We start from the raw sequence: 22,324 nt of genomic DNA, 5'->3' as shown, positions 1-22,324 counted from the left end.
GCCGTGGAAACACGGGTAAGTTCGCATTTGCAAAGGGAAAAATCGGTGGTCTTCGTTATCATGGCATATACGATACCGGCAGACGGTGCTGGTGATGCGGGCAAAGCATGCTTTATTCTTTCGTTGTTCTCAGCGCGACACGGAGGATTCTGAAGATGCTTGGGAAACTTTTGGCGGCCGCCGGCCTGCTGACGGGGCTAGCATTTGCCGCGCCGGCAATGGCCGCGGGTGCCCGCACCACGGGCGACGTGAATGTGCGCACCGGTCCCGGAACCGGCTATGCCCGCGTCGGCACGCTGCCCGCCGGCACTCGGGTCGACCTGCGCGGCTGCGAGGACAATTGGTGCAATGTCCGCGGCGCCGGCCTCGGCGGCTGGGTGTCCGCCAACTATTTGACCAACTATGTCGGCCGCCCGCCGGCCGTCGTCATCCAGCCGCGGATCGTCGTGCGTCCGCCGCATTGGAACCGTCCGCCGCACTGGAATCGACCGCCACACCGGCCGCGCCCGCCCAAGCCGCGTCCGCCGCGTCCAGGCGGCAACTGCAAGATCGCACCCGGCTTCCATTGCCCGCGCTGACCACCTCCTGACAGCCTGATGTCAGCAGGCCGCAACCGACCGGCCCCGGAGGCGGGCTTTCCGCCTCCGGGGTCTTTATATTTGGACGGACTTTGCCCATATTCGACACATGGTCAAAACCCCGGAGAAAAGAGCGCCGTCCGCGCCGGCGAGCGACGACCGCGCTTCGGCGCCGAAGCGCCGTAGTCCTCTGACCGATTTCCTCGACGCCTCCGAGCCTTTGCATGGTGCTGGCTTTGAAGAGGCGCCACAGGCTGAATTTACCGGCACTCCCTTGAGCGGCTCGGTCTCGGATTGGGCCGAGCAGATTTCGCGCGAGGCCGAACAGGAAGGACGCGAGGTCGCCAGGGGCGAAGGCAAGGCCGCGAAGGCATCGAAAAAGGTGCCTGAGCGCTCCGCCTCGCCCACCCGCACTGCGCGTGGCACCTCCATGGGCGGCGCGGCGTCGGCCAAGGAACGAACGGCTGCCGGCCTCAACCCGGTCGCCGGTCTCGACATTTCGCTCGAGGATGCCGAGACGCTGAACAACAGCGGCGTCACGGCAACCGTGGCCGCGCTGTCGGCGCTGATCGAGAGCGGCAATCCGCTGCACAAGGACGGCCAACTCTGGACGCCGCACCGCCCGGCCCGGCCTGAAAAGTCCGAAGGCGGCATCGCCATCAAGATGGTGTCGGATTTCGAGCCGGCTGGCGACCAGCCCACGGCGATCAAGGATCTGGTCGAGGGCGTCGAAAACAGCGACCGGACGCAGGTGCTGCTCGGCGTCACCGGGTCCGGAAAAACCTTCACCATGGCAAAGGTAATCGAGGAGACCCAACGCCCTGCCCTGATCCTGGCCCCGAACAAGACGCTCGCAGCCCAGCTCTATTCCGAGTTCAAGAAATTCTTCCCCGACAATGCGGTGGAGTATTTCGTCTCCTATTACGACTACTACCAGCCGGAAGCCTACGTTCCGCGCACAGACACCTACATCGAGAAGGAATCCTCGATCAACGAGCAGATCGACCGCATGCGCCACTCGGCGACGCGCTCACTGCTGGAGCGCGACGACGTCATCATCGTTGCGTCTGTCTCCTGCATCTACGGTATCGGTTCGGTCGAAACCTATACGGCCATGACCTTCCAGATGCAGATCGGCGACCGCCTCGACCAACGCCAACTGCTCGCCGATCTCGTTGCCCAGCAGTACAAGCGCCAGGACATCAACTTCGTCCGCGGCTCGTTCCGCGTGCGGGGCGACACGATCGAAATCTTCCCGGCCCACCTCGAGGACCGGGCATGGCGCATTTCGCTTTTCGGCGACGAGATCGAGTCCATCACCGAGTTCGACCCGCTGACCGGCAACAAGACCGGCGACCTGAAAAGCGTCAAGATCTACGCCAATTCGCACTACGTCACGCCGCGCCCGACGTTGAATCAAGCCATGAAGTCCATCAAGTCGGAACTGCAGCATCGCCTGCAAGAGCTTGAAAAGGCTGGCCGCTTGCTGGAAGCCCAGCGGCTTGAACAGCGCACGCGCTTCGATCTGGAAATGCTGGAGGCAACCGGCTCCTGCGCCGGCATCGAGAACTATTCCCGCTACCTCACCGGCCGTGCGCCCGGCGAGCCGCCACCCACGCTGTTCGAATACGTGCCCGACAATGCCTTGGTCTTCGTCGACGAAAGCCATGTCACCATCCCGCAGATCGGCGGCATGTATCGCGGCGACTTCCGCCGCAAGGCAACGCTGGCGGAATACGGCTTTCGGTTGCCTTCCTGCATGGACAACCGGCCGCTGCGTTTCGAGGAATGGGACGCGATGCGACCGCTCTCCGTTGCTGTTTCGGCAACGCCGGGCGGTTGGGAGATGGAGCAGTCCGGCGGTGTTTTCGCCGAACAGGTCATCCGCCCCACCGGCCTGATCGACCCGCCCGTCGAGGTCCGCCCGGCCAAGAACCAGGTCGACGACGTCGTCGGCGAAATCCGCGAAACGACCGCCAAGGGCTATCGCACGCTCTGCACCGTGCTGACCAAACGGATGGCCGAGGACCTCACCGAATACCTGCACGAGCAAGGCATCCGCGTCCGCTACATGCACTCCGACATCGACACCCTGGAGCGTATCGAAATCCTGCGCGACCTGCGCCTCGGCGCTTTCGACGTGCTGGTCGGCATCAACCTGCTGCGCGAAGGCCTCGACATTCCCGAATGCGGCTTCGTCGCCATCCTCGATGCCGACAAGGAAGGATTCCTCCGCTCCGAGACCTCGCTGATCCAGACCATCGGCCGCGCCGCGCGTAACGTCGATGGCAAGGTTATCCTCTACGCCGACCAGATCACCGGTTCGATGGAGCGCGCCATGGCGGAGACCAACCGCCGCCGCGAGAAGCAGCTTGAATACAACCAGGCCAACGGCATCACGCCGGAAAGCGTCAAGTCGCGCATCTCGGACATTCTGGATTCGGTCTACGAGAAAGACCACGTCCGCGCCGACATCTCGCAATTCACCGACGGCGCCGGCGCCATGATGGGCAACAATCTCAAGGCGCACCTCGACGCACTGGAAAAGCAGATGCGTGATTCCGCCGCCAATCTCGACTTCGAGAAAGCGGCCCGCGTGCGCGACGAGATCAAGCGGCTGCGCGAGATGGAGTTGGCGATTTCCGACGATCCGCTGGCGAAATATGCCGACATGGAAAGTCCGGCTTCGGGCCGCGAGAAGGGCAAGCACAACAAGGGTGTGGCGAAACACCGGACGGCCGAGGAACAGGAGCGGTTCCGCAAGCTCGACGCCGCCCGCGCCGAGGAGGATGCCGCAAAAGCCGCGCGGCCGAACCTGTTCGCCAAGCCGGCTCTCGACGATATGGGCCGCTCCGGCGATTTCGCCACACCGGCAAAGGCAGTGGATCGGTCGCTGTTCAGGAAGCAGTCTGCGCAGGAGGCGCATGGATCGGACTTCGGCCTCCCCGGCGAGAACGAGAAAACGCTGTTTCGCAAGAACTCGCTCGACGAGATGACGGTGCGCCGCACCGAGAAGCCGGTCGAAGGCGCCAAGCCGGCAAAGCCGGACGAGGTGAAGCCGATCTTGCGCGAGCGTGCCGGCATTGGCTCTTATGAAGACCCTGCCGATCAGGCCCGCCAGAAACGCCGACCGGGCAAGACTGGCCGGCCGGGAAAATAATCCGTCCGCCTTGAAAGCCTTCGCCCATGGCCCCAGTCAAAGTCGACCCCGCGAAAGTCCATGAATTCGCCGACGCCTCTGCGTTCTATGCCTGGCTCGGCCGGCATCATGACAGCGAGGACGAGGTCTGGATCAAAGTCCACAAGGTGAATTCGGGGCTCAAATCCATCACCCCGGCCGAAGCGATCGAGGTGGTGCTGTGCTGGGGCTGGATCGATGCCATCCGCAAGGGCCATGACGACAAGAGCTTTCTGCAGCGCTACACCCCGCGCGGCAGGAAAAGCACCTGGAGCCAGATCAACGTCGACAATGTCGCCCGACTGATCGAGGAAGGCCGCATGACCGAACACGGCTTGCGGCAGGTCGAGGCCGCCAAGGCGGATGGCCGCTGGGACCGCGCCTACAAGAGCGGCAAGGAAATGAAGATCCCGGACGATTTGCAGGCCGCGATCGACGCCGAGCCGGCAGCAAAGGCGATGCTGGCAAGGCTGAGCGCGCAGAACCGCTTCGCGCTGGCGTTCCGCACGCACAACATGAAAACCGAGGCGGGCCGCGGCAAGAAGATCGCGACGTTTGTCGACATGCTGAAGCGCGGTGAGACGATCTATCCGCAAGGCAGGAAATAGCGGCTCTCGATCGCAGCCCCGCGCACGCAGATAATTTTCTTTCCTCTGTCGGCTCCGCTTTGCTTCGCCCGTCCTTGGGGTGTCGGCGCAATGATGCTGCCGCCACTCAAGGGAGAATGCACCATGTCGATCCTGTCATCCATCGGTCGCATCGCGACCCGATACTCGGCCACGCGCGCCCGCTACCGCACCGAACGCATCCTGCGTTCGCTGCCAATCGAGTTGCGCAAGGATATCGGCTGGCTCGAAGCCACCGATGAGACCAGCAACCGCCGCCCCGAAATCTTCTGCTGAACCGGCACACCGCAGCAATGACCCGCGACCGGATCCAGAAGCGTCCGGTGAAAGGCGGAAAATTTTTCCGAGGGCTTGTCGGCAAGGCCATGCCTCGAACGTCCTTGGCACGTAACCTGTCAGTTTAAATTGAGGAGGACTTGCGATGACCGAACAGACCAATGCCCAGCCGGCCCCGAAAGTGCTTGGCGGACTGACGCCCTATCTGGAAGTGGAAGGCGCGGCCAAGGCAGCCGAATTCTACCGGAAGGCATTCGATGCCGAACAGGTCTTCGCCTATCCGCCTGACGAGCAGGGGCGGACCATGCACATTCATCTGTACATCAACGGCTCGACGCTGATGATCGGCGATCCGTTTCCTGAACATGGCCATCCGCACCAGCCGGCTGCCGGCTACACGCTTCAGCTTCATCTGAAAGACAGCGAGATCGAAGACTGGTTCCAGCGCGCCATGGATGCCGGTTGCGAAGTTACGACGCCGCTTCAGGTGATGTTCTGGGGCGATCGATGGGGCGCGGTGAAGGATCCCTTCGGCGTGCATTGGGCAATGAATGCGCCGGTAGCGAAATAGGGAGGTCCAGATGCCTTACGTGGATGGTTTTGTCCTCGCCGTGCCGAAGGACAGGATTGACGAGTACAAGGCGATGGCTCGCACCGGCGGCGACGTCTGGATGTCGCATGGCGCTCTCTCCTATGTCGAATGCATTGGGGACGACGTGCCTTATGGCGAGTTGACCTCGTTTCCCCGCGCGGTTCAGGCCAAGGACGACGAGGTCGTCATATTTTCCTGGATCACCTACAAATCGCGGCAGGATCGCGACGAAATCATGAAGAAGGTCATGGAGGACCCGCGGCTTTCGATGGACATGGCATCCATGCCCTTCGACGGCAAGCGCATGATTTTCGGTGGTTTCGAAAGCTTCTTGGAGCTTTGACCGATTTGGCTGCCGCGCATCGGCGCGGCGGCCTGCAACCTCCGCATCGCTGCGCCGTTGCTCCTGCACAGCCAAGACAGGAGCCAGCTCGTGCCACTCAAAGCGTTTGCCCTCAATTGCACCCTGAAATCGTCCGACGACGAGGAGAAATCCTCGACGGACCGGCTGCTTGCCGACGTGCTGGCCGCGTTGAAGCCGCACGGCGTCGAAGGCGAGATCGTGCGCGCGCTCGACCACGACATCAAACCCGGCGTGCTGTCCGACGTCGGTGACGGCGACCAATGGCCGGACCTTCGCCAGAAGATCGTGGCGGCGGACATCTTCATCCTCGGCCTGCCGATCTGGATGGGCCAGCCTTCGAGCGTTGCCAAACGGGTGCTGGAGCGCATGGACGCCTTCCTGGCCGAAACGGACGACAAGGGGCGTATGCCGGCAGCCGGCAAGGTGGCGCTGGTCGCGATCGTCGGCAATGAGGATGGCGCACATCACTGCCATGCCGAATGCTTCCAGGCCCTGAACGATGTCGGCTTCACCATCCCGGCCAATGGCGGCCTCTATTGGGTCGGGGAAGCAATGGGCGACGTCAACTATGTCGACCTGCCGGGCACCCCGAAAGCCGTGGCGTCGATGATCAAGATGGCGGCGTCGAACGCAGCGCATCTCGCGAAGTTGCTCAAACAAAACTATCCCGGCGTCAGCGAATAGGCCCCGGCGCCAACCGGGGCCTGGATCGATCAGCAGGGCTCGTTGTCGACAATACGCCAGTTCGCGGCGCGTGCCTCGCAGGCGTTCGGGAATGTGCGCGCCGAACCGCGCCGTGTCGCGCAGACCGGTGCATATTCACGCGTACAGAACGCTGGCCCGCCACCGCCGCCGCCGCCATCCCTGCATTGGCCGGGGCTGACGACACGGTAACCGGCCCTGTCCGCCAGGCATGGATTGGCGAAGGTCTGGCGATCACCGCCCCGGCGCGCGCAAACCGGTTGATATTCCCGTGTGCAGAATTGCGAATCTGGCCTCGGTGGGCGCGGACGCGGACCGTCATCCACGACGACCGTACAGGCGGCAAGCAGCATCGACAAAAACAGTGCTGCCACGCCATGCCGCGACAATAGAATGCCGAACAGTTTCATGAGTCCCTCTCCAAACTGCCCCTTCCCCCGGCGTTCCCTCCACGCCTTGGCTCGATCCTCCCCATTCCGCCTGCAAATGCAACAGCCGCACCTGCCCATTCAGGATCGCTGTACCTATGCTTGCGGCTCTGTGGCCGATGACCTTTCTGCTGTGCGGGCGTACCCGACCCGCGACGTGGGTGCGCGCGTGAATCGCGACCCGCGCCGTTCTCTTGCAACAATCACATTTTCGTGCGATATATTTTCCAGTTCGGGCATTTGTGACCCGGAGACTGGAACGTTTTGCACGACCCTTTCCCCGATAGTCTGAATCTCTGACGCCCCGTTCTTCGGCGGGGGGTTTAGTCATGCTTCGAGGCATGATCGCCGAAGGAAACCACCGGACCTTTTCGCCGGAGCCAGCCGGCGGCCAGGGCCAAAGACTGAACGGGTGAAGGAGTTCCCCAATGCCCCAGACCGGCACCGTCAAATTCTTCAATGCAACCAAAGGCTTCGGCTTCATCACGCCTGATGGCGGCGCGAAGGACGTTTTCGTCCACATTTCCGCCATCGAGGCTTCCGGCATGCGCACCCTCGTCGATGGCCAGAAGGTCAGCTTCGACGTCGAGCCGGACCGCATGGGCAAGGGCCCGAAGGCGGTCAATCTGAGCGCTGCCTGAAAAGGCTGAGGCTACCGACAAAGTTTGAAGGGCGCGGCGAATTTCGCCGCGCCCTTCCTTTTGTGCAGATGCAGGGCTGACGAAACGGCCGTGCAGCGCGGACGGCAGGCATTGGAGCCGTTTGGCGCTCGATGAAAACGCTCCGAGACCCGCGAAAAGTTTCGCTTGCCGATAGCGCTAAAATAAAGGACAAATTTCCCCTTCGGGCATTTGCCGGCCCGACAAATACGACCGATGGGATCAGAGGAGCTTCCCATGCCGCAGACCGGCACTGTCAAATTCTTCAATCATGCCAAAGGTTTCGGCTTCATCACGCCTGACGATGGGGCCAAGGATGTTTTCGTCCATATCTCCGCCGTGCAGGCCTCGGGCCTTACCGGCCTTGAGGATGGACAGAAGGTGTCTTTCGACACCGAACCAGACAAGCGCGGCAAGGGCCCCAAGGCGGTCAATCTCTCGGTCGGCTGAGCAAAGCATCGTCCCGGTTCTCGCCGGTCAGTCGATCTTTGGCGTTCAACCGGCCGAACACCCCGAAGGGGTGAAGGATAATGTCGGTCTGTTAAATGCTTTGAACGAAGCGGCAATTTTGTTCAGCCACCGTTCAGCCACGGTCGCCTAATAGTTCTCGTCATCAACCCGAAACCGCCTCCTCTTCGCAAGGGGCGCGTCGGGACGAAGGAGATTGTGATGAACCGATACTTGAAGACTGCCATTCTTTCCGTCGCCGTCGGAGCGACGGTCCTGGCACCGCTTTCCGCCGCCAACGCTCGCGACTGGCGCCGGCATAGCCATTCGCATCGCGGCGGCGGTGATGCCCTCGCCGCCGGCGTCGTCGGCCTTGCGGCCGGCGCGTTGATCGGCAGCGCCCTGAGCCGGCCGTCGCCCGACTATTACGAGCCGCGCGCCAATTATTACGAACCCCGCGCCGACTACTACGAACCGCGTTATGTGGTGCGCCGCGCTCCCGCGCGTCAATATTACCCGACGTCCTACGCCGGCACGCTCGAGCCCTGGAGCCCCGAATGGTATGACTACTGCTCGGACCGCTACCGCAGCTTCAACGCGCGCAGCGGCACCTTCACCGGTTATGACGGCGCCCAGCATTTCTGCGTCGCCAACTGACCGATCCGCTCCCGAAGCAGGATTTCAGCTCGCAAAGCGTCGCCCCCAGGCGGCGCTTTGCCGTTTAGAGCAGGAACGGGTTGGTGCGGCGCTCTTCACCGAAACGGCCGCCCGGTCCATGTCCGCAGAGGAAACCGATGTCGTCTCCAAGCGGCAGCAGCTTTTCCTTGATGGAATGAATCAGGTCGGCGTGATTGCCGCCCTCAAAGTCCGTGCGTCCGATCGAACCCCGAAACAGCACGTCTCCGACATGGGCGAACTTGGCCGCACGGTTGTAAAACACGACATGGCCGGGTGAATGGCCCGGGCAGTGCAGAACTTCGAAAACATGGTCGCCGAAAGAGACTGTGTCGCCTTCGACAAGGAAACGGTCCGGTACGCAGTTGAGTATGGGGCCCTGCACGCCATAGCGCTTGGCGTCGTCCTCGAGCGTATCCAGCAGGAACGTATCGGCCTTGTGTGGTCCGATAATATCGACTCCAAGCAACCGCTTCAGTTCCATCGCCCCCCCGGCATGGTCGATATGTCCATGCGTGATCCAGATCGCCTCCACCTTGATGCCGTTTTCTTCCAGCACCGGCAGAATCCTGTCCAGATCCCCGCCCGGATCGACCACGACCCCGGTCTTCTCGTCCTGATCGAACAGGATCGTACAGTTCTGCTGGAAGAGCGTGACCGGAACGATACCGGCATTGAGCTGACCCATAAAAACCTCTCGTTTGCGTCTTTCGTCATTTAGAGCGGTTCAGGGTTGGATGGAAACGAAATGGGCGGCCGAAGCCGCCCATTTCAATCCGGAAACCTGTAGGATTATTTCTTCATCGCGTTCATGATCGCGCCGACGATGCCGGTCAGGATCGCGCCGCCGCCAACGCCACCGACGATATTGTTCAGGTTCAGTGCACTGCCAATGCCGTCCGTTGCCGCGGCAACCGCGGCCGGATCGACACCGCCGCCGCCAAGCAGGCTGCCGAGGATTGCAGCGCCGCCCACACCGCCGATCGCACCGCTGAGAATCTTGGGAAGCTGGCCCATGGCCGCCTGTTTGATCGCGGCGCCCACGGCCTGACCACCAATGACACCCGTGATGATCTGCACGATGATCGGAAGAAGCGTATTCATGTCCATTTCAGTAGTCCCTCCATAGCCACCAGCCGGCTCGGCCGGTGCGCACATGAGACGCCGAATTCGACGAAAGTCAAATACAGAAGTGGACAAGAAAAGCAGGCGGCCGAAAGGCCGCCAAAAACCCCGAAAAATGGCGGATTTGTGCTATTCCGCAGCTACCGCATGCTTGGGTTGCACGATGGCGTAGTAATCGTTCATCAAAGTCTTGGCGATTTCACCCACGACGAATCGATGCGGACCGATCTCCGACACAGGGGTGACCTCGGCGGCGGTTCCCGACAGGAAGCACTGCTCGAAACCTTCCAGTTCTTCCGGCATGATGGCGCGCTCGTGGACTTCTATCCCCCGATCGCGGGCCAATCCCATGATGGTCCGGCGGGTGATGCCGTCAAGGAAGCAATCCGCCGTCGGCGTATGCAGTTGCCCATCCTTGACGAAGAAGATGTTCGCTCCGGTTGCTTCTGCGACCTGGCCGCGCCAATCCAGCATCAAGGCGTCCGCGTAGCCTTTCGCTTCCGCCGCATGTTTGGAGATGGTGCAGATCGTATAGAGGCCGCAGGCCTTCGACCTGGAGGGCGCGGTGAGAGGATCCGGACGGCGATACTCCGCCATGCAGAGCCTTATGCCTTTCAGCTTCTGCGCCGGGTCGAAATAGCTGGACCATTCCCAGGCGGCGACGGCGCAGTTGATGCGCGTCTCCTGCGCCGCGACGCCCAGTTGTTCGCTGCCGCGCCAGGCGATCGGCCTCACATAGGCGTTCTGCAGTCCCTGCTTGCGCACTAGTTCGCTGCAGGCGTCGTTCAGTTCAGTGACCGAATACGGAATCTCAAAGCCGAGGATGCGGGCTGACTCATGCAGGCGTTCCGAATGCTCATTCAGCTTGAAAATTTCCCCGCCATAGGCCCTTTCGCCCTCGAACACCGCGCTGGCGTAGTGAAGCCCGTGCGTGAGAACGTGGATTTTGGCGTCGGCCCATTTGACGAACTCACCGTTCATCCAGATGAAGCCTTCACGCTGGTCGAAGCCTGTTGCCATGATAACCCTCCCGCGGGCGCCGCCCGCATTTTCCCGGTTTCGATTCAGTCGCCTGCGCGGCTGGCCAAGCACAAGGACAGGCGGCGAAACGGAACCTCACGATGTTCTGAAAAAGCAACGCTGGCTTGCCTTTTCGTTCGCAATCGGCCCTAAAGCTTGACGAAAATTACCAGTGCCCGAAAAATATGTCAATAATGCTGACATATTTTGTGCCGCAGGAAACCCATGAGCGACCAAACAGACGCAGTTGCCACCCCGATCAGGACAGCGGTAGCCGACGACGACGGAATCGATTTCACCCTCATAGAGCTGTTTTTCTTCGCCTATCGCGACTTCACGTCCGACCCCGACGAAATCCTCACGGATTATGGCTTTGGCCGCGCCCATCACCGGGTGCTTCACTTCGTCAACCGCCGGCCTGGGCTGACGGTAGCCGAGCTCCTGGATGTGCTGAAGATAACCAAGCAGTCCCTGGCGCGCGTCCTGAAGGAGTTGATCGACACCGGACATGTCGTCCAGTTGCAAGGTCCCAAGGACCGCCGCCAGCGTGAACTCTACCCTACCGCCAAGGGCAGGGCGCTGGCCCTGGTGCTGGCAAAGCCACAGTCGCGCCGCATCCATGCTGCATTGAAGGAGGCGAGTGCCGGACAGAGGGACTCGATCGAGCGCTTCCTCAAAGCTATGGTCAATCCAGAACTAAGAGCCCAGATCGACATTGTGCCGAAGAATGCAGGTTGAAATGCAGGATCAGGACGAAACGATGGAAAGCAGTGACAGGATCGAGCATCCGTCAATGCCTGACGACGACGCGCCGCATCTGCTCGTGGTCGATGACGATACCCGTATCCGCAATCTTCTGAAGCAGTATCTCAGCGAGAACGGCTTCCGCGTCACCGTTGCCGGCAATGCGGAGGACGCGCGCCGCAAGCTCGTCGGGCTCGACTTCGACCTGCTGGTGCTGGACGTCATGATGCCGGGCGAAAGCGGCGTCGACCTGACCAAGTCGCTGCGGACGGAAAAGAACGTCCCCATCCTGATGCTGACGGCGCTTTCCGAGACGGACAATCGCATCACCGGACTGGAGGCCGGGGCCGACGACTATCTGCCGAAGCCTTTCGATCCGCGTGAGCTGATCCTGCGCATAAACAGCATCCTGCGCCGCGGCGGACCGGCGGCGACGCCGAAGGTCGAGCAGCTTGTTTTCGGGCCCTACACGTTCCAGATCGCCAAGCGCGAGCTCAAGCGTGGCGGAGAGGCCCTGAAGCTGACCGACCGGGAGCAGGAAATCCTGGCGATATTCGCCGCCCGGGCCGGGGAAACCATACCCCGCCATGAGCTGGTCGGCGACGATTCCGAGGTCGGCGAGCGGACCATCGACGTCCAGATCAACCGCTTGCGCCGCAAGATCGAGCGCGACCCGTCCAACCCGGTCTGGCTGCAGACCGTGCGCGGTATTGGGTATCGCCTCAGCGTGGAATAGAATAGACCCACCGCCTTCCCGGCGGATGTTCCGCCAACGGTAGGACAATGGCGACAAGCGAATTGCAGGGCCCGCAGCCGACCGACCTCGGCGCACGCATCATGCGTGCGGTGAAGGGCCTGCCGCGCAACTGGAGCCGCTTCTGGCGGCTCGTTTCGCTCTATATGCCGAAGCGGCTTTACGCGCGCTCGCTCATCATCGTCATCGCGCCGATGATCCTGCTGCAATCGGTCATCGCCTTCGTCTTCATGGAAAAGCACTGGCAGACAGTGACGCAACGCCTGTCGCAGGCCGTCACGCGCGATATCGCCGCCGTCATCGACCTGGTCGAAACCTATCCGCACGATGCCGACTACGCCAACATCATCCGCATCGCCCAGGACCGCATGCAGATGAAGGTCGATCTGTTGCCGCCGGATCCCCTGCCCGCGCCAGGTCCAAAGCCGTTTTTCTCCATCCTCGACCAGACCATGTCGGCCGAGATAACCCGGCAGATCAACCGGCCTTTCTGGATCGACACCGTCGGCAATTCCAACATCGTCGAGGTTCGTATCCAGCTGGAGAACAAGGTGCTGCGCGTCTTCGTCCGGCGCAGCCAGGCCTACGCCTCCAACACGCACATCTTCCTGATCTGGATGGTCGGTACGTCGCTTGTCCTGCTGTTCATCGCCATTCCCTTCCTGCGCAACCAGATAAGGCCGATCCTGGCGCTCACCGAGGCCGCGGAAAGCTTCGGCAAGGGCCGGCCGATGCCGCAGAACTTCCGCCCGCGCGGCGCCGAGGAGGTTCGCAGGGCCGGCTTTGCCTTCATCCAGATGCGCGAACGCATCGAGCGGCAGATCGAGCAGCGCACGGCCATGCTGACCGGCGTCAGCCACGATCTGCGCACCATCCTGACGCGCTTCAAGCTGCAACTGGCGCTGAGCGGCAGCAAAGCGGATGCCAAGGCGCTCAACCAGGATATCGACGACATGCAGTCGATGCTGCAGGGTTATCTGGATTTCGCGCGCGGCGAAGCGTCGGAAGACACTGGCGAGTTCGATCTCGGCGTTTATTTCCAGAAACTCGGCGAGGAGGCCAAGCTCCACGGCCGCAAGCTGTCGACCTCCGTCAAGGGCGATCGCAAGGTCCATGTGCGCCCGCATGCCTTTTCCCGGCTTCTCGGCAACGTCGCCGGCAACGCCTTCCGTTATGCCGAAAAGATCGACATTCACGCCGATCACAGCGGCGGCACGCTCACCGTCACCGTCGATGACAATGGCCCCGGCATTCCCGCGAACAGGCGCGACGAAGTCTTCAAACCCTTCGTGCGGCTGGACGAGGCGCGCAATCTCGACGCCAGCGGAACCGGCCTCGGTCTTTCCATTGCCCGCGACATCGCGCGCAGCCATGGCGGTGACATAACCCTTGAGGACAGCCCTCTGGGCGGCCTGCGCGCGCTGATCAAGGTCCCGGCCTGATCCGTCACGCCGGTTTCATCCGCCCGTCATGAAAGCATGATGAACAGCGCACATGCAGCGCTGAATCTCCACGATTCGCGTGCCGATCCGGCAGGAGACGGTTGTCATGCGCATACTGATGGTCACCGATGCCTGGAAGCCGCAGGTAAACGGCGTGGTTCACACGCTGGAGCGCCTGTCGGAGACGCTCCAGGGGCTCGGCATCGAAACCGAGTTCCTGACCCCGAACATCTTCCACACCTTGCCCTTGCCGACCTATCCCGACATCCGGCTGGCATTGACGACGCCCGGCAACGTCGCGCGCCTCATCGAAAGGGCCGCTGCCGATCATATCCATATCGTCACCGAAGGCCCCCTCGGCCTGATGGCGCGCCGCTATTGCCGCAAGGTAGGCCGGCCGTTCACGACCAGCTACCACACCCGCTTCCCGGAATATCTGAGCGCCCGCCTGCCGGTCCCGGAAGCCTGGGCCTATGGATGGTTGCGCAACTTCCACAATTCCGGGCAGGGCACGCTGGTCGCCACGCAATCGCTGGCCGACGATCTCGCCGAGAAAGGCTTCAACAAGCTGAGGCCATGGACGCGCGGCGTCGATATCGAGCATTTCAAACCGGAAAAGCGCCGCGATCTGGGTTTCCCCGGACCGATCTTCCTTTGTGTCGGCCGTGTCGCCGTCGAGAAGAACCTGCCGGCTTTTCTTGACCTGGATCTGCCAGGCAGCAAGGTCATCGTCGGCGACGGACCCGAATTCGCCAGGCTGAAGGCAAAATATCCCGGCGCCCATTTCCTCGGCCATCAGCCGAGCGCCCGATTGGCGGAGATTTATGCGTCCGCCGACGTCTTCGTGTTCCCGAGCCGGACCGACACCTTCGGCAATGTCATCATCGAGGCACTCGCCAGCGGCACGCCGGTCGCGGCCTATCCGGTGACCGGCCCCATCGATATCGTCGGCGACGGGGTTGGAGGGGTTGTGTCGGACGACCTTCGGGCGGCCGCGCTTGCAGCGCTGGACGTTGACCGCGGCGAAGCGCGCGAGCGCGCCCTGCGCTATTCGTGGAAAACCTGCGCCGAAATGTTCATGACGACGGTTCACGAGGCCCTGGCAACCGGAGCGGAAGCGCACCTCCGGAACACAGACCGCCCGTTGGTGCAATCGGCAGGTTAGAACCCGTCAAAGATCACGAAATCGGTTAGAACAGCCGCCCGCCGTTCGGCACCTTGAGATCGATGGCGCCGAGCACGACCGCCCCCTCGTCGTCCGGAAAGCCGAGCGTAAGCACCTCGGACATGACCGGCCCGATCTGTCGCGGCGGAAAGTTCACCACCGCGAAAACCTGACGGCCGATGAGTTCCTCCGGCTTGTAGTGTTTGGTGATCTGCGCCGAGGATTTCTTGACGCCTATGATCGGGCCGAAATCGATCTTCAGCTTGATTGCCGGCTTGCGTGCCTCGGGAAACGGCTCCGCTTCGACGATGGTGCCGGCGCGGATGTCGACCTTGTCGAAATCCGCGAAACTGATCTCGGCCTTGCGCTGGCTGTCCGAACTCATGCGGATCACCTCTTTGGAACACTGCAAGCCTGCCATGAAGCGAGTCAGGCCGGAGCGAAAATGGAATTGGCCGAGCACCGGAGCGGAGCGTACATGAAGTACGTTAACACCGGAGCGCAGGGAAATGCCATTTGCAGCCCGGCATCACCCGTCTCAGCTCAGGCTTTCAGGCGTTGCCGTGCGTCTCGAACAAGACACCGGCCAGCGCGTCCTTGGCCGACGTCCCGGACCAGACGACGAACTGGAACGCCTGAAAATAGCATTCGCAGGCCTCGAGCGCCGATGACAACAGCACCTCGACCTGTTGGCTTGAAGGCTCGACGCCTCCGGCCAGCAACAAGGACTGCCGGAACATGATCGCGCCTTCCTGTTCCCACAGGTCGAAATGACCGAACAGCATCTGTTCGTTGATAAGCGACAGAAGCCGCATCACTTCGAGAGCACGCGCTTCGGGCACCTTGATGTCGAAGGCGCAGGCCAGATGCAGGGCCTCGAAGTCCTCCATCCAGGAGAAGGAGACCTGATATTCGGTCCAGGTACCGGCCACCGAAATCGAAATCTCGTCGTCGCCGGCGCGTTCGAACGACCAGTCGTTGTTGTGCGCCACCTGCTCGATGACGTCCACCGGATGGATCTCGCGGGAAAATTCGAGTTCGAGAAGTTCCATGAAATGCTTTCTGTCGTTCGAGTGGAGCGCCGCCACGCTCCGTGGAAGGCACACGACGAACAAAATTCCTGAACTCGGACGGCATGGACTGACTGCTCGACGCATCAACCCCAGATCGATCCCACCGCCCGGTGCATGATCCGCGCTTCGAATCATGCAGCAAATTCAGTCTATTGATCGGGAGTCGCGTGACCAGCCCAATTTTTCGCATGGTGCAATTCACGTGTGGAAACCGCTGCGGCGGAGATTCACGCAACAGGTCTAAGCGATTCAGCCGAAAGCGCTTTTCAGGATCGGGCTTTGTGGAAAAGTTTAAGGATTATTTTTTGGCGCGTGGTTTCGGCGAGTCCGTGGCGCTGGTCTTTTCGGCCGTTCCAGCCTGTCCTGCGAGCCGCGCTTCCAAGGCTTCGATGCGGGCCGCCAGTTTGGCGTTTTCCTCGCGCGCCTTCGTCGCCATGTCGCGCACCGCCTCGAACTCTTCGCGCTGCACGACATCCATTGAGCCAAGGATGCGTTCTGCCTGTGCCCTGACGGCGGTTTCGACTTCCCGCCTCACACCTTGCGCGGCGCCTGCCGCGTCGGTAACCAGCTTGGCGAATTCATCGAGAATGCGGTTCGGTCCGGTCGACATGGCAAATCCTCGCTTGATGGAAATGACCTAGTAGCCAGCGGGCCGGATTGCAAGTTCCGCGTGCCTTGACCGCGCCAAAAGCCTGCCGCATGGTCCGCGCCGAACGCCCGCCCGGAGACCATCTTGAGCGAATATCTGCTTCTGCCGCTTGCCGCGCTACCCTTTCCGCAGATCGATCCGGTCATCGTCCAGATCGGGCCGCTGGCGATCCATTGGTACGGTGTCGGCTATATCGTCGGCATCCTGTTTGCGTGGTGGTATGCCAAGCGGCTCATCACCAACACGCGGCTATGGCCACAGGGAATCCTGCCGATGAAGCCGGAAGACCTCGACGATTTCATCGTCTGGGCCGCCGTCGGCGTCGTTGTCGGTGGCCGCACCGGCTATATCCTGTTCTACGACCTGCCCCGCTATCTCGCCAATCCGCTCGATATTTTCGCCGTCTGGCAGGGCGGCATGTCCTTCCATGGCGGCATGCTCGGAACCACCCTGGCGATGGTGCTGTTTGCCCGCTCGCGCGGCATCCATGCCTGGTCGCTCCTCGACGTCGTCGCCGCCGGCGTGCCGGTCGGGCTTGGCCTCGTGCGCGTCGCGAACTTCATCAACGACGAACTCTGGGGCCGCGTCACCGACGTGCCGTGGGCGGTGGAATTCCCGAATGGCGGCCCCTTCCCCCGGCACCCCAGTCAGCTCTACGAGGCGCTGCTGGAAGGGCTCGTCCTGTTCCTGGTGCTGCGGCTGCTCACCCATTCGCGTCTCAAGCTCGGCACGCCGCGCTTCGTCGGCGGGGCTTTCATCTGCGGCTACGGCCTGTCACGCATCTTCGTCGAGTTCTTCCGCGAGCCGGATGCCCAGTTGGGATACCTTTTCGGCACCGGCTGGCTGACCATGGGCATGGTGCTGTCGACGCCGATGGTTCTGGCCGGCATATGGGCGATGGCGACCGCCCGGCCTGTCACCCAGCAGCAGCGGGCCGACCCGCAATCGGCATGACACGGCTTAAACGCCGCATCGTCGAACTGATCGAGGCGCTGGGCCCCATCCCGGTCAGCGAATACATGGCGCTTTGCCTGTCTGACCCGCAGGACGGCTACTACATGACCCGCGAACCCTTCGGTAGCGGCGGGGATTTCATCACCGCGCCCGAAATCAGCCAGATGTTCGGCGAACTGATCGGCGTCTGGCTGGCGTCAGCCTGGCGCGCGCTCGGCAGTCCCGCCGATGCGCTCATCGTCGAGATCGGCCCTGGCCGCGGCACTCTGACCAAGGACATTGCCCGCACGCTGGCGAAGATCGAACCCGATCTTGCCGCCTCCGCCGGCTTCACGCTGGTCGAAACCAGCGCGAGACTATCGCAGGTTCAGGCGCGCACGTTGGAAGGCTCGGCTGGCCGTTTCGAATGGCATAGGGACATTTCGGACCTGCCGCGCCAGCCGCTGCTGATCGTCGGCAACGAGCTTTTCGACGCCCTGCAGCTCCGCCAGTATGTCCGCACCGAAAAGGGCTGGCGCGAACGCGTGGTCGGTTTGAATGACGACGATGACCTCGCCTTCTTTGCCGGCGCGGGCTCGGTCGACCCAACCTTGCTGCCGGACGACGCGGCCACCGCCCCAACGGGCGCCATCGTCGAACTCGCACCGGCCCGGTCGGCGCTGATGCAGAAGATCGCCGAGCGGATCGCCGCGGACGGCGGCGCCGGCCTCTTCATCGATTATGGCTATCTGCACCCGGCCGTTGGCGACACGCTGCAGGCCGTCCGCAGGCATGCGCCGGAGGACGTGCTCGCCAGTCCCGGCGAGGCCGACCTGACCGCTCATGTCGATTTCGCCGCCTTGGCGTCTGCCGCACGCGCTTGCGGGCTCGATCCCCATGCCATCACACAGGGCGAATTCCTGCTTGCCATGGGGCTGCTGGAGCGTGCCGGCCAGCTTGGCGCCTCGGCTGACGACGCCGTTCGGGAACGCATTTCCGGCGAAGTCGAACGCCTTGCCGGACCTGACGCAATGGGCGACCTGTTCAAGGTTCTCGCCGTGTTGCCGCGCGGCGTCGGCGTCCCGCCCTTCCCGTCCCTGATCGATCCTTCTGTCCTTTGAAATTGACTTTTCGCGCCGCCCTGCCGCACTGTCGCCCACCGCAAACGGGTCGATGCCATGCTTGACGAAACAGCTTTGGGGAACAACAAAGCGGCAATGTCGAATCAAACCAAGCCGGACCCGGTTCGCTCCGATTTGCTCGAAAAGGCCAGGGCAGATGGCATCCGCCATGGCTATTTCACGCGCGTGGGTGGCGTATCGAACGGCATCTACAGCGGCCTGAATACGGGCATCGGTTCGGCCGACGACCCGCAGTTGGTAGGGGAAAATCGCCGTCGTGTCGCCGAATGGATGGGCGTGCCCGCAAGCCATCTCCTGAGCGCCTACCAAATCCATTCGCCCGACGTCGTCATCGTCCGCGAGCCTTTCACTGAGCGGCCACAGGTCGATGCGATCGTCACCGATCGCCCAGGCATCGCCGTTGGCGCATCCAGCGCCGATTGCGGACCGGTCCTGTTCGCCGATGCCAAGGCGCGCGTCGTGGCAGCCGCCCATGCCGGCTGGAAGGGCGCGCTGACCGGCGTGCTGGAAAACACCGTGGCGGCCATGGAAAGCATCGGCGCTCGCCGCGAAAACATCGTGGCCGTGCTTGGCCCGGCCATCGGTCCCGACAATTATGAAGTCGGCGCCGAGTTCGTCGCACGCTTCGTCGAGGCGGATGCGCGCAACCAGGCCTATTTCGTGCCGTCGGCGAAGACCGGTCATGCCATGTTCGATCTCAACCGCTATACGGTGGACCGTCTCGTACAGGCAGGCGTGATGGCGCAAGCGCTGAACCGCTGCACCTATGCGGAGGAGGATTTGTTCTATTCCTACCGCCGCACCACCCACCGCCGTGAACCGGATTATGGCCGCCAGATATCGGCCATCGCATTGGAGGACTGACCATGGCGCTGCATTTCGAAAAGTCGGAGTTCGACGCCCGCCGCGACCGGCTGATGATCGAGATGGCCGACAAGAAGCTCGACGCCATCCTGCTGTTTGCGCAGGAAAGCATGTACTGGCTGACCGGCTACGACACGTTCGGCTTCTGCTTCTTCCAGTGTCTGGTGATGAAGGCGGACGGGTCGATGGTGCTGTTGACCCGTTCGGCCGATCTGCGCCAGGCGCGCCACACCTCGACCATCGAGAACATCGTCGTCTGGACCGATCGCGCCGACGCCAATCCGGCCATCGACCTGCGCAACCTTTTGAACGAACTCGACCTGCTCGGTGCGCGCATCGGCGTCGAATACGACACGCATGGGCTGACCGCCCTCAACGGTCGTCGCCTTGACGAGCAGTTGCAGACCTTCGGCCAGATCGCCGATGCCTCCGGCATGGTCAGCCGGCTGCGGCTGTTCAAGAGCCCGGCCGAAATCGTCAAGGCGGAGAAGGCAGCCGCCCTTGCCGACGACGCGCTCGATGCCGCGCTCAAGCTGATCAAGCAGGGTGCCGACGAGGCCGCCATCCTGGCCGCCATGCAAGGCGCGGTCCTTGCAGGCGGTGGTGACTATCCGGCGAACGAATTCGTCATCGGTTCAGGCGTGGACGCCCTCCTCTGCCGCTACAAAGCGGGCCGCCGCAAGCTGAACAAGAACGACCAGCTGACGCTCGAATGGGCCGGAGTGTTCCACCACTACCATGCCGCCATGATGTGCACGGCGCTGACCGGCAAGGTGTCCAAACGCCATCAGGAACTGTTCGATGCGGCGCGTGATGCGCTCGCCGCGGTGGAAAAGGCGATGGTGCCCGGCAACACCTTCGGCGACGTGTTCGATGCGCATGCCCGCACCATGGAAGCCCACGGACTGACCCGCCACAGGCTGAATGCCTGCGGCTATTCGCTGGGCGCTCGTTTTGCGCCATCCTGGATGGATTTGCCAATGTTCTACCAGGACAATCCGGAGCCGATCGCGCCTAACATGACGCTGTTCGCGCATATGATCATCCTGGATTCCGAGGCCGAAACGGCAATGACGCTTGGCCGCACTTACCTCACCACCGAATCCCAGCCCAAACCCCTCTCCCGCCATGATGTAGACTTGATCGTGCGGTGAATCCGTGTTGGTAAGGATGCGAGGGCGTCCAGAGTCAGGAGCAACCGGGCAGATGAGGCGATCGCACGCGGCAGCCATGTCCTTGCTCGCGGTGATTTCACTATCGGCGTGCAACAGCGCCAACGACGTGCTCCAGCCCTCTCCGACGACCGCCCAGTCGGCCCAGTTGCCTCCGCCACCATCCGCCTCGACGACTCCCGTCCCATCGACGCAGGCGACCCCCGTCACGCCGGCGACCTCTGCAAATCCCACTGCTTCGCCGCCGGCAACAAACCCTGCAACGGCGCTGAAAGTCGCCTCCCTGACCAGGGTAAAGCTGCAGATTGCCCCCATTGTCGGCGCATCGGTGGAAGCGGCGACGCCGCTCACCGAACGCTTGGCGGCGCGTGCCCGCGAGCGCGGCATCCAGCTTGCCGGCGGCTCCGACCGTTCGGCGACGCATGCGATGAAGGGTTATTTCTCCGTCCTCAGCGAAGGCAAGAACACGACGGTCATCTACGTCTGGGATGTTTATGACCCGGCGGGAAATCGCCTGCACCGCATAAGCGGCCAGCAAAAGACCCCTTCTGCCAACGGCGCGGAGGGTTGGACCGCGGTATCGCCCGCCGTCATGCAGACAATCGCCGACTCCACCATAGATCAGTTGAGCACCTGGCTGGCCGGCACCGTCGGCTGACCAAGGCGCGCCGATACACCTTATATTTGGATTCCCGCGTGAATCCGCATCGCGGTGCTTGCAATACCGACCAAGCCAGCTAAAAGCGCCTTGAAAATCCTTCTATCGGGATCGGTGCATGAAACTTTTCGCGGGCAATTCCAATCGGGTGCTGGCTGAAGGTGTCGCTCGTTATCTCAACATCCCACTGGGAAAAGCCACCGTCCGCCGCTTCGCCGACCAGGAAATCTTCGTCGAAATCCAGGAAAATGTGCGCGGCGAGGATGTTTTCGTCCTCCAGTCAACATCCTTTCCCACCAACGACCACCTGATGGAACTTCTCATCATGGTCGATGCCTTCATGCGCTCTTCGGCCCGCCGCATCACCGCCGTGGTGCCCTATTTCGGCTATGCGCGACAGGACCGCCGCGCCTCCGGCCGCACGCCCATCTCGGCCAAGCTGGTGGCCAACATGATCGCCCGCGCCGGTGTCAACCGCGTACTGACGCTCGACCTGCACGCCGGCCAGATCCAGGGCTTCTTCGACATTCCGACCGACAACCTCTTCTCCGTGCCGGTCATGGCCCGCGACGTAAAGGCCAAGTACAAGCAGCTTGCCAATGTCATGGTCGTCTCGCCCGATGTCGGCGGCGTTGTCCGCGCCCGTTCGCTGGCCAAGCGCATCGATGCGCAATTGTCCATCGTCGACAAGCGCCGCGAGCGCGCCGGCGAATCGGAAGTGATGAACATCATCGGCGACGTGCATGGCAAGGATTGCCTGCTCATCGACGACATCGTCGATTCCGGCGGCACGCTTTGCAACGCAGCCGACGCGCTGCTGGAAAAGGGTGCCACCAGCGTCACCGCCTACATCACCCACGGCGTTCTGTCCGGCGGCGCCACCGCGCGCATCGCCGGCTCCAAGCTGCAGGAACTGGTGATCACCGATTCCATCCAGCCGACCCAGGCGGTCCTCGACGCCCACAATATCCGCGTCGTCTCCATCGCCGACCTGATGGGCGAGGCAATCTCCCGCACCGCGACGGAAGAGTCGGTTTCCAGCCTGTTCGACTGAGCGC

General features: G+C 62.4%; 27 protein-coding genes. 20 read left to right on the top strand and 7 right to left on the bottom strand.

Annotated features, from left to right (window positions below; translation table 11 throughout):
• The first annotated feature begins 155 nt into the window (after positions 1-155).
• The 7 genes from J2X35_RS17665 (at position 156) to J2X35_RS17635 (ending at position 6,298) form a co-directional block, all read left to right on the top strand.
• Positions 156-578 (top strand): SH3 domain-containing protein, encoded by a 423-nt coding sequence (locus tag J2X35_RS17665; RefSeq protein WP_310188545.1) that lies wholly within the window; start codon positions 156-158, stop codon positions 576-578.
• Positions 579-687: 109 nt separating this feature from the next.
• Positions 688-3,738, top strand: coding sequence for an excinuclease ABC subunit UvrB (gene uvrB / locus J2X35_RS17660; RefSeq protein ID WP_310188543.1), 3,051 nt, complete (start codon positions 688-690; stop codon positions 3,736-3,738).
• A gap of 26 nt (positions 3,739-3,764) precedes the next feature.
• The gene (locus J2X35_RS17655; protein ID WP_310188541.1) at positions 3,765-4,364 is read left to right on the top strand and encodes a YdeI/OmpD-associated family protein; all 600 of its coding nucleotides are present in this window, start codon (positions 3,765-3,767) and stop codon (positions 4,362-4,364) included.
• 90 nt (positions 4,365-4,454) lie between these two features.
• The gene (locus tag J2X35_RS17650) at positions 4,455-4,658 is read left to right on the top strand and encodes a hypothetical protein (protein ID WP_056110908.1); all 204 of its coding nucleotides are present in this window, start codon (positions 4,455-4,457) and stop codon (positions 4,656-4,658) included.
• A 145-nt stretch (positions 4,659-4,803) separates the two neighbouring features.
• Positions 4,804-5,229: a glyoxalase/bleomycin resistance/extradiol dioxygenase family protein gene (locus J2X35_RS17645; protein WP_310188538.1), complete on the top strand. Its 426-nt coding sequence runs from the start codon at positions 4,804-4,806 to the stop codon at positions 5,227-5,229.
• Between the two features lie 10 nt (positions 5,230-5,239).
• A complete protein-coding gene (locus J2X35_RS17640; protein ID WP_056110910.1) occupies positions 5,240-5,593 on the top strand; it encodes a DUF1428 domain-containing protein in 354 nt (117 codons plus the stop codon).
• Between the two features lie 90 nt (positions 5,594-5,683).
• Complete coding sequence (locus J2X35_RS17635; protein WP_310188534.1) at positions 5,684-6,298, top strand: NAD(P)H-dependent oxidoreductase; 615 nt, start codon at positions 5,684-5,686, stop codon at positions 6,296-6,298.
• A 29-nt stretch (positions 6,299-6,327) separates the two neighbouring features.
• Here the strand turns inward: J2X35_RS17635 and J2X35_RS17630 are convergent, their stop codons facing one another.
• Entirely contained in the window at positions 6,328-6,726 is a 399-nt protein-coding gene (locus tag J2X35_RS17630; RefSeq protein ID WP_310188531.1) for a Kazal-type serine protease inhibitor, read from the bottom strand.
• Between the two features lie 446 nt (positions 6,727-7,172).
• On the opposite strand from J2X35_RS17630, the gene J2X35_RS17625 reads away from it, so the two are divergent.
• The 3 genes from J2X35_RS17625 to J2X35_RS17615 all read left to right on the top strand — a co-directional run bounded on the left by J2X35_RS17625 (position 7,173) and on the right by J2X35_RS17615 (position 8,507).
• The gene (locus tag J2X35_RS17625) at positions 7,173-7,385 is read left to right on the top strand and encodes a cold-shock protein (protein ID WP_056110913.1); all 213 of its coding nucleotides are present in this window, start codon (positions 7,173-7,175) and stop codon (positions 7,383-7,385) included.
• Positions 7,386-7,640: 255 nt separating this feature from the next.
• Entirely contained in the window at positions 7,641-7,853 is a 213-nt protein-coding gene (locus J2X35_RS17620) for a cold-shock protein (protein ID WP_056110915.1), read from the top strand.
• A 219-nt stretch (positions 7,854-8,072) separates the two neighbouring features.
• A complete protein-coding gene (locus tag J2X35_RS17615) occupies positions 8,073-8,507 on the top strand; it encodes a BA14K family protein (RefSeq protein WP_310188526.1) in 435 nt (144 codons plus the stop codon).
• Positions 8,508-8,571: 64 nt separating this feature from the next.
• Here J2X35_RS17615 and J2X35_RS17610 read toward each other — a convergent pair whose 3' ends face one another.
• The 3 genes from J2X35_RS17610 to J2X35_RS17600 all read right to left on the bottom strand — a co-directional run bounded on the left by J2X35_RS17610 (position 8,572) and on the right by J2X35_RS17600 (position 10,670).
• The gene (locus J2X35_RS17610; protein WP_310188524.1) at positions 8,572-9,213 is read right to left on the bottom strand and encodes an MBL fold metallo-hydrolase; all 642 of its coding nucleotides are present in this window, start codon (positions 9,211-9,213) and stop codon (positions 8,572-8,574) included.
• A 104-nt stretch (positions 9,214-9,317) separates the two neighbouring features.
• Entirely contained in the window at positions 9,318-9,635 is a 318-nt protein-coding gene (locus J2X35_RS17605) for a hypothetical protein (protein WP_056110921.1), read from the bottom strand.
• 144 nt (positions 9,636-9,779) lie between these two features.
• Positions 9,780-10,670, bottom strand: a complete 891-nt coding sequence (locus J2X35_RS17600) for a branched-chain amino acid aminotransferase (protein WP_405023234.1) — start codon at positions 10,668-10,670, stop codon at positions 9,780-9,782.
• Positions 10,671-10,895: 225 nt separating this feature from the next.
• Here J2X35_RS17600 and J2X35_RS17595 point away from each other — a divergent pair, with 225 nt between their 5' ends.
• The 4 genes from J2X35_RS17595 to J2X35_RS17580 all read left to right on the top strand — a co-directional run bounded on the left by J2X35_RS17595 (position 10,896) and on the right by J2X35_RS17580 (position 14,775).
• Complete coding sequence (locus tag J2X35_RS17595; RefSeq protein ID WP_056110923.1) at positions 10,896-11,408, top strand: MarR family winged helix-turn-helix transcriptional regulator; 513 nt, start codon at positions 10,896-10,898, stop codon at positions 11,406-11,408.
• Positions 11,409-11,430: 22 nt separating this feature from the next.
• Positions 11,431-12,150 (top strand): response regulator transcription factor, encoded by a 720-nt coding sequence (locus tag J2X35_RS17590; RefSeq protein ID WP_310188522.1) that lies wholly within the window; start codon positions 11,431-11,433, stop codon positions 12,148-12,150.
• 47 nt (positions 12,151-12,197) lie between these two features.
• The gene (locus J2X35_RS17585; RefSeq protein ID WP_082542421.1) at positions 12,198-13,610 is read left to right on the top strand and encodes an ATP-binding protein; all 1,413 of its coding nucleotides are present in this window, start codon (positions 12,198-12,200) and stop codon (positions 13,608-13,610) included.
• A gap of 106 nt (positions 13,611-13,716) precedes the next feature.
• Positions 13,717-14,775 (top strand): glycosyltransferase family 1 protein, encoded by a 1,059-nt coding sequence (locus J2X35_RS17580; protein ID WP_310188519.1) that lies wholly within the window; start codon positions 13,717-13,719, stop codon positions 14,773-14,775.
• Positions 14,776-14,800: 25 nt separating this feature from the next.
• On the opposite strand, the gene J2X35_RS17575 is transcribed toward J2X35_RS17580, so the two are convergent.
• From J2X35_RS17575 to J2X35_RS17565, 3 genes are all read right to left on the bottom strand, one after another.
• On the bottom strand, positions 14,801-15,160 hold the full coding sequence (locus J2X35_RS17575; RefSeq protein WP_310188516.1) for a tRNA-binding protein: 360 nt from the start codon (positions 15,158-15,160) through the stop codon (positions 14,801-14,803).
• 166 nt (positions 15,161-15,326) lie between these two features.
• The gene (locus J2X35_RS17570) at positions 15,327-15,827 is read right to left on the bottom strand and encodes a YbjN domain-containing protein (RefSeq protein ID WP_056115816.1); all 501 of its coding nucleotides are present in this window, start codon (positions 15,825-15,827) and stop codon (positions 15,327-15,329) included.
• A gap of 319 nt (positions 15,828-16,146) precedes the next feature.
• On the bottom strand, positions 16,147-16,458 hold the full coding sequence (locus J2X35_RS17565) for an accessory factor UbiK family protein (RefSeq protein WP_310188512.1): 312 nt from the start codon (positions 16,456-16,458) through the stop codon (positions 16,147-16,149).
• A 123-nt stretch (positions 16,459-16,581) separates the two neighbouring features.
• Between J2X35_RS17565 and lgt the strand changes: the two genes are divergently transcribed.
• From lgt to J2X35_RS17535, 6 genes are all read left to right on the top strand, one after another.
• Positions 16,582-17,451, top strand: coding sequence for a prolipoprotein diacylglyceryl transferase (gene lgt, locus J2X35_RS17560; RefSeq protein WP_310188510.1), 870 nt, complete (start codon positions 16,582-16,584; stop codon positions 17,449-17,451).
• Positions 17,448-18,551, top strand: a complete 1,104-nt coding sequence (locus tag J2X35_RS17555) for a class I SAM-dependent methyltransferase (RefSeq protein ID WP_310188508.1) — start codon at positions 17,448-17,450, stop codon at positions 18,549-18,551. Before lgt ends, J2X35_RS17555 begins: the two co-directional genes overlap by 4 nt.
• A 96-nt stretch (positions 18,552-18,647) precedes the next feature.
• Positions 18,648-19,436 (top strand): peptidoglycan editing factor PgeF, encoded by a 789-nt coding sequence (pgeF, locus tag J2X35_RS17550; protein ID WP_310188506.1) that lies wholly within the window; start codon positions 18,648-18,650, stop codon positions 19,434-19,436.
• A gap of 2 nt (positions 19,437-19,438) precedes the next feature.
• Positions 19,439-20,590: a Xaa-Pro peptidase family protein gene (locus J2X35_RS17545; RefSeq protein ID WP_310188503.1), complete on the top strand. Its 1,152-nt coding sequence runs from the start codon at positions 19,439-19,441 to the stop codon at positions 20,588-20,590.
• Between the two features lie 52 nt (positions 20,591-20,642).
• A complete protein-coding gene (locus J2X35_RS17540; RefSeq protein WP_310188501.1) occupies positions 20,643-21,266 on the top strand; it encodes a hypothetical protein in 624 nt (207 codons plus the stop codon).
• A gap of 118 nt (positions 21,267-21,384) precedes the next feature.
• The gene (locus J2X35_RS17535) at positions 21,385-22,320 is read left to right on the top strand and encodes a ribose-phosphate pyrophosphokinase (protein ID WP_056110945.1); all 936 of its coding nucleotides are present in this window, start codon (positions 21,385-21,387) and stop codon (positions 22,318-22,320) included.
• Positions 22,321-22,324 lie beyond the last annotated feature (4 nt).

Source organism: Mesorhizobium sp. BE184, assembly GCF_031457045.1.
GTDB lineage: Bacteria > Pseudomonadota > Alphaproteobacteria > Rhizobiales > Rhizobiaceae > Mesorhizobium.
Note: the sequence above shows the minus strand (reverse complement) of the source record. Positions and strands in the feature narration are given on the sequence as shown.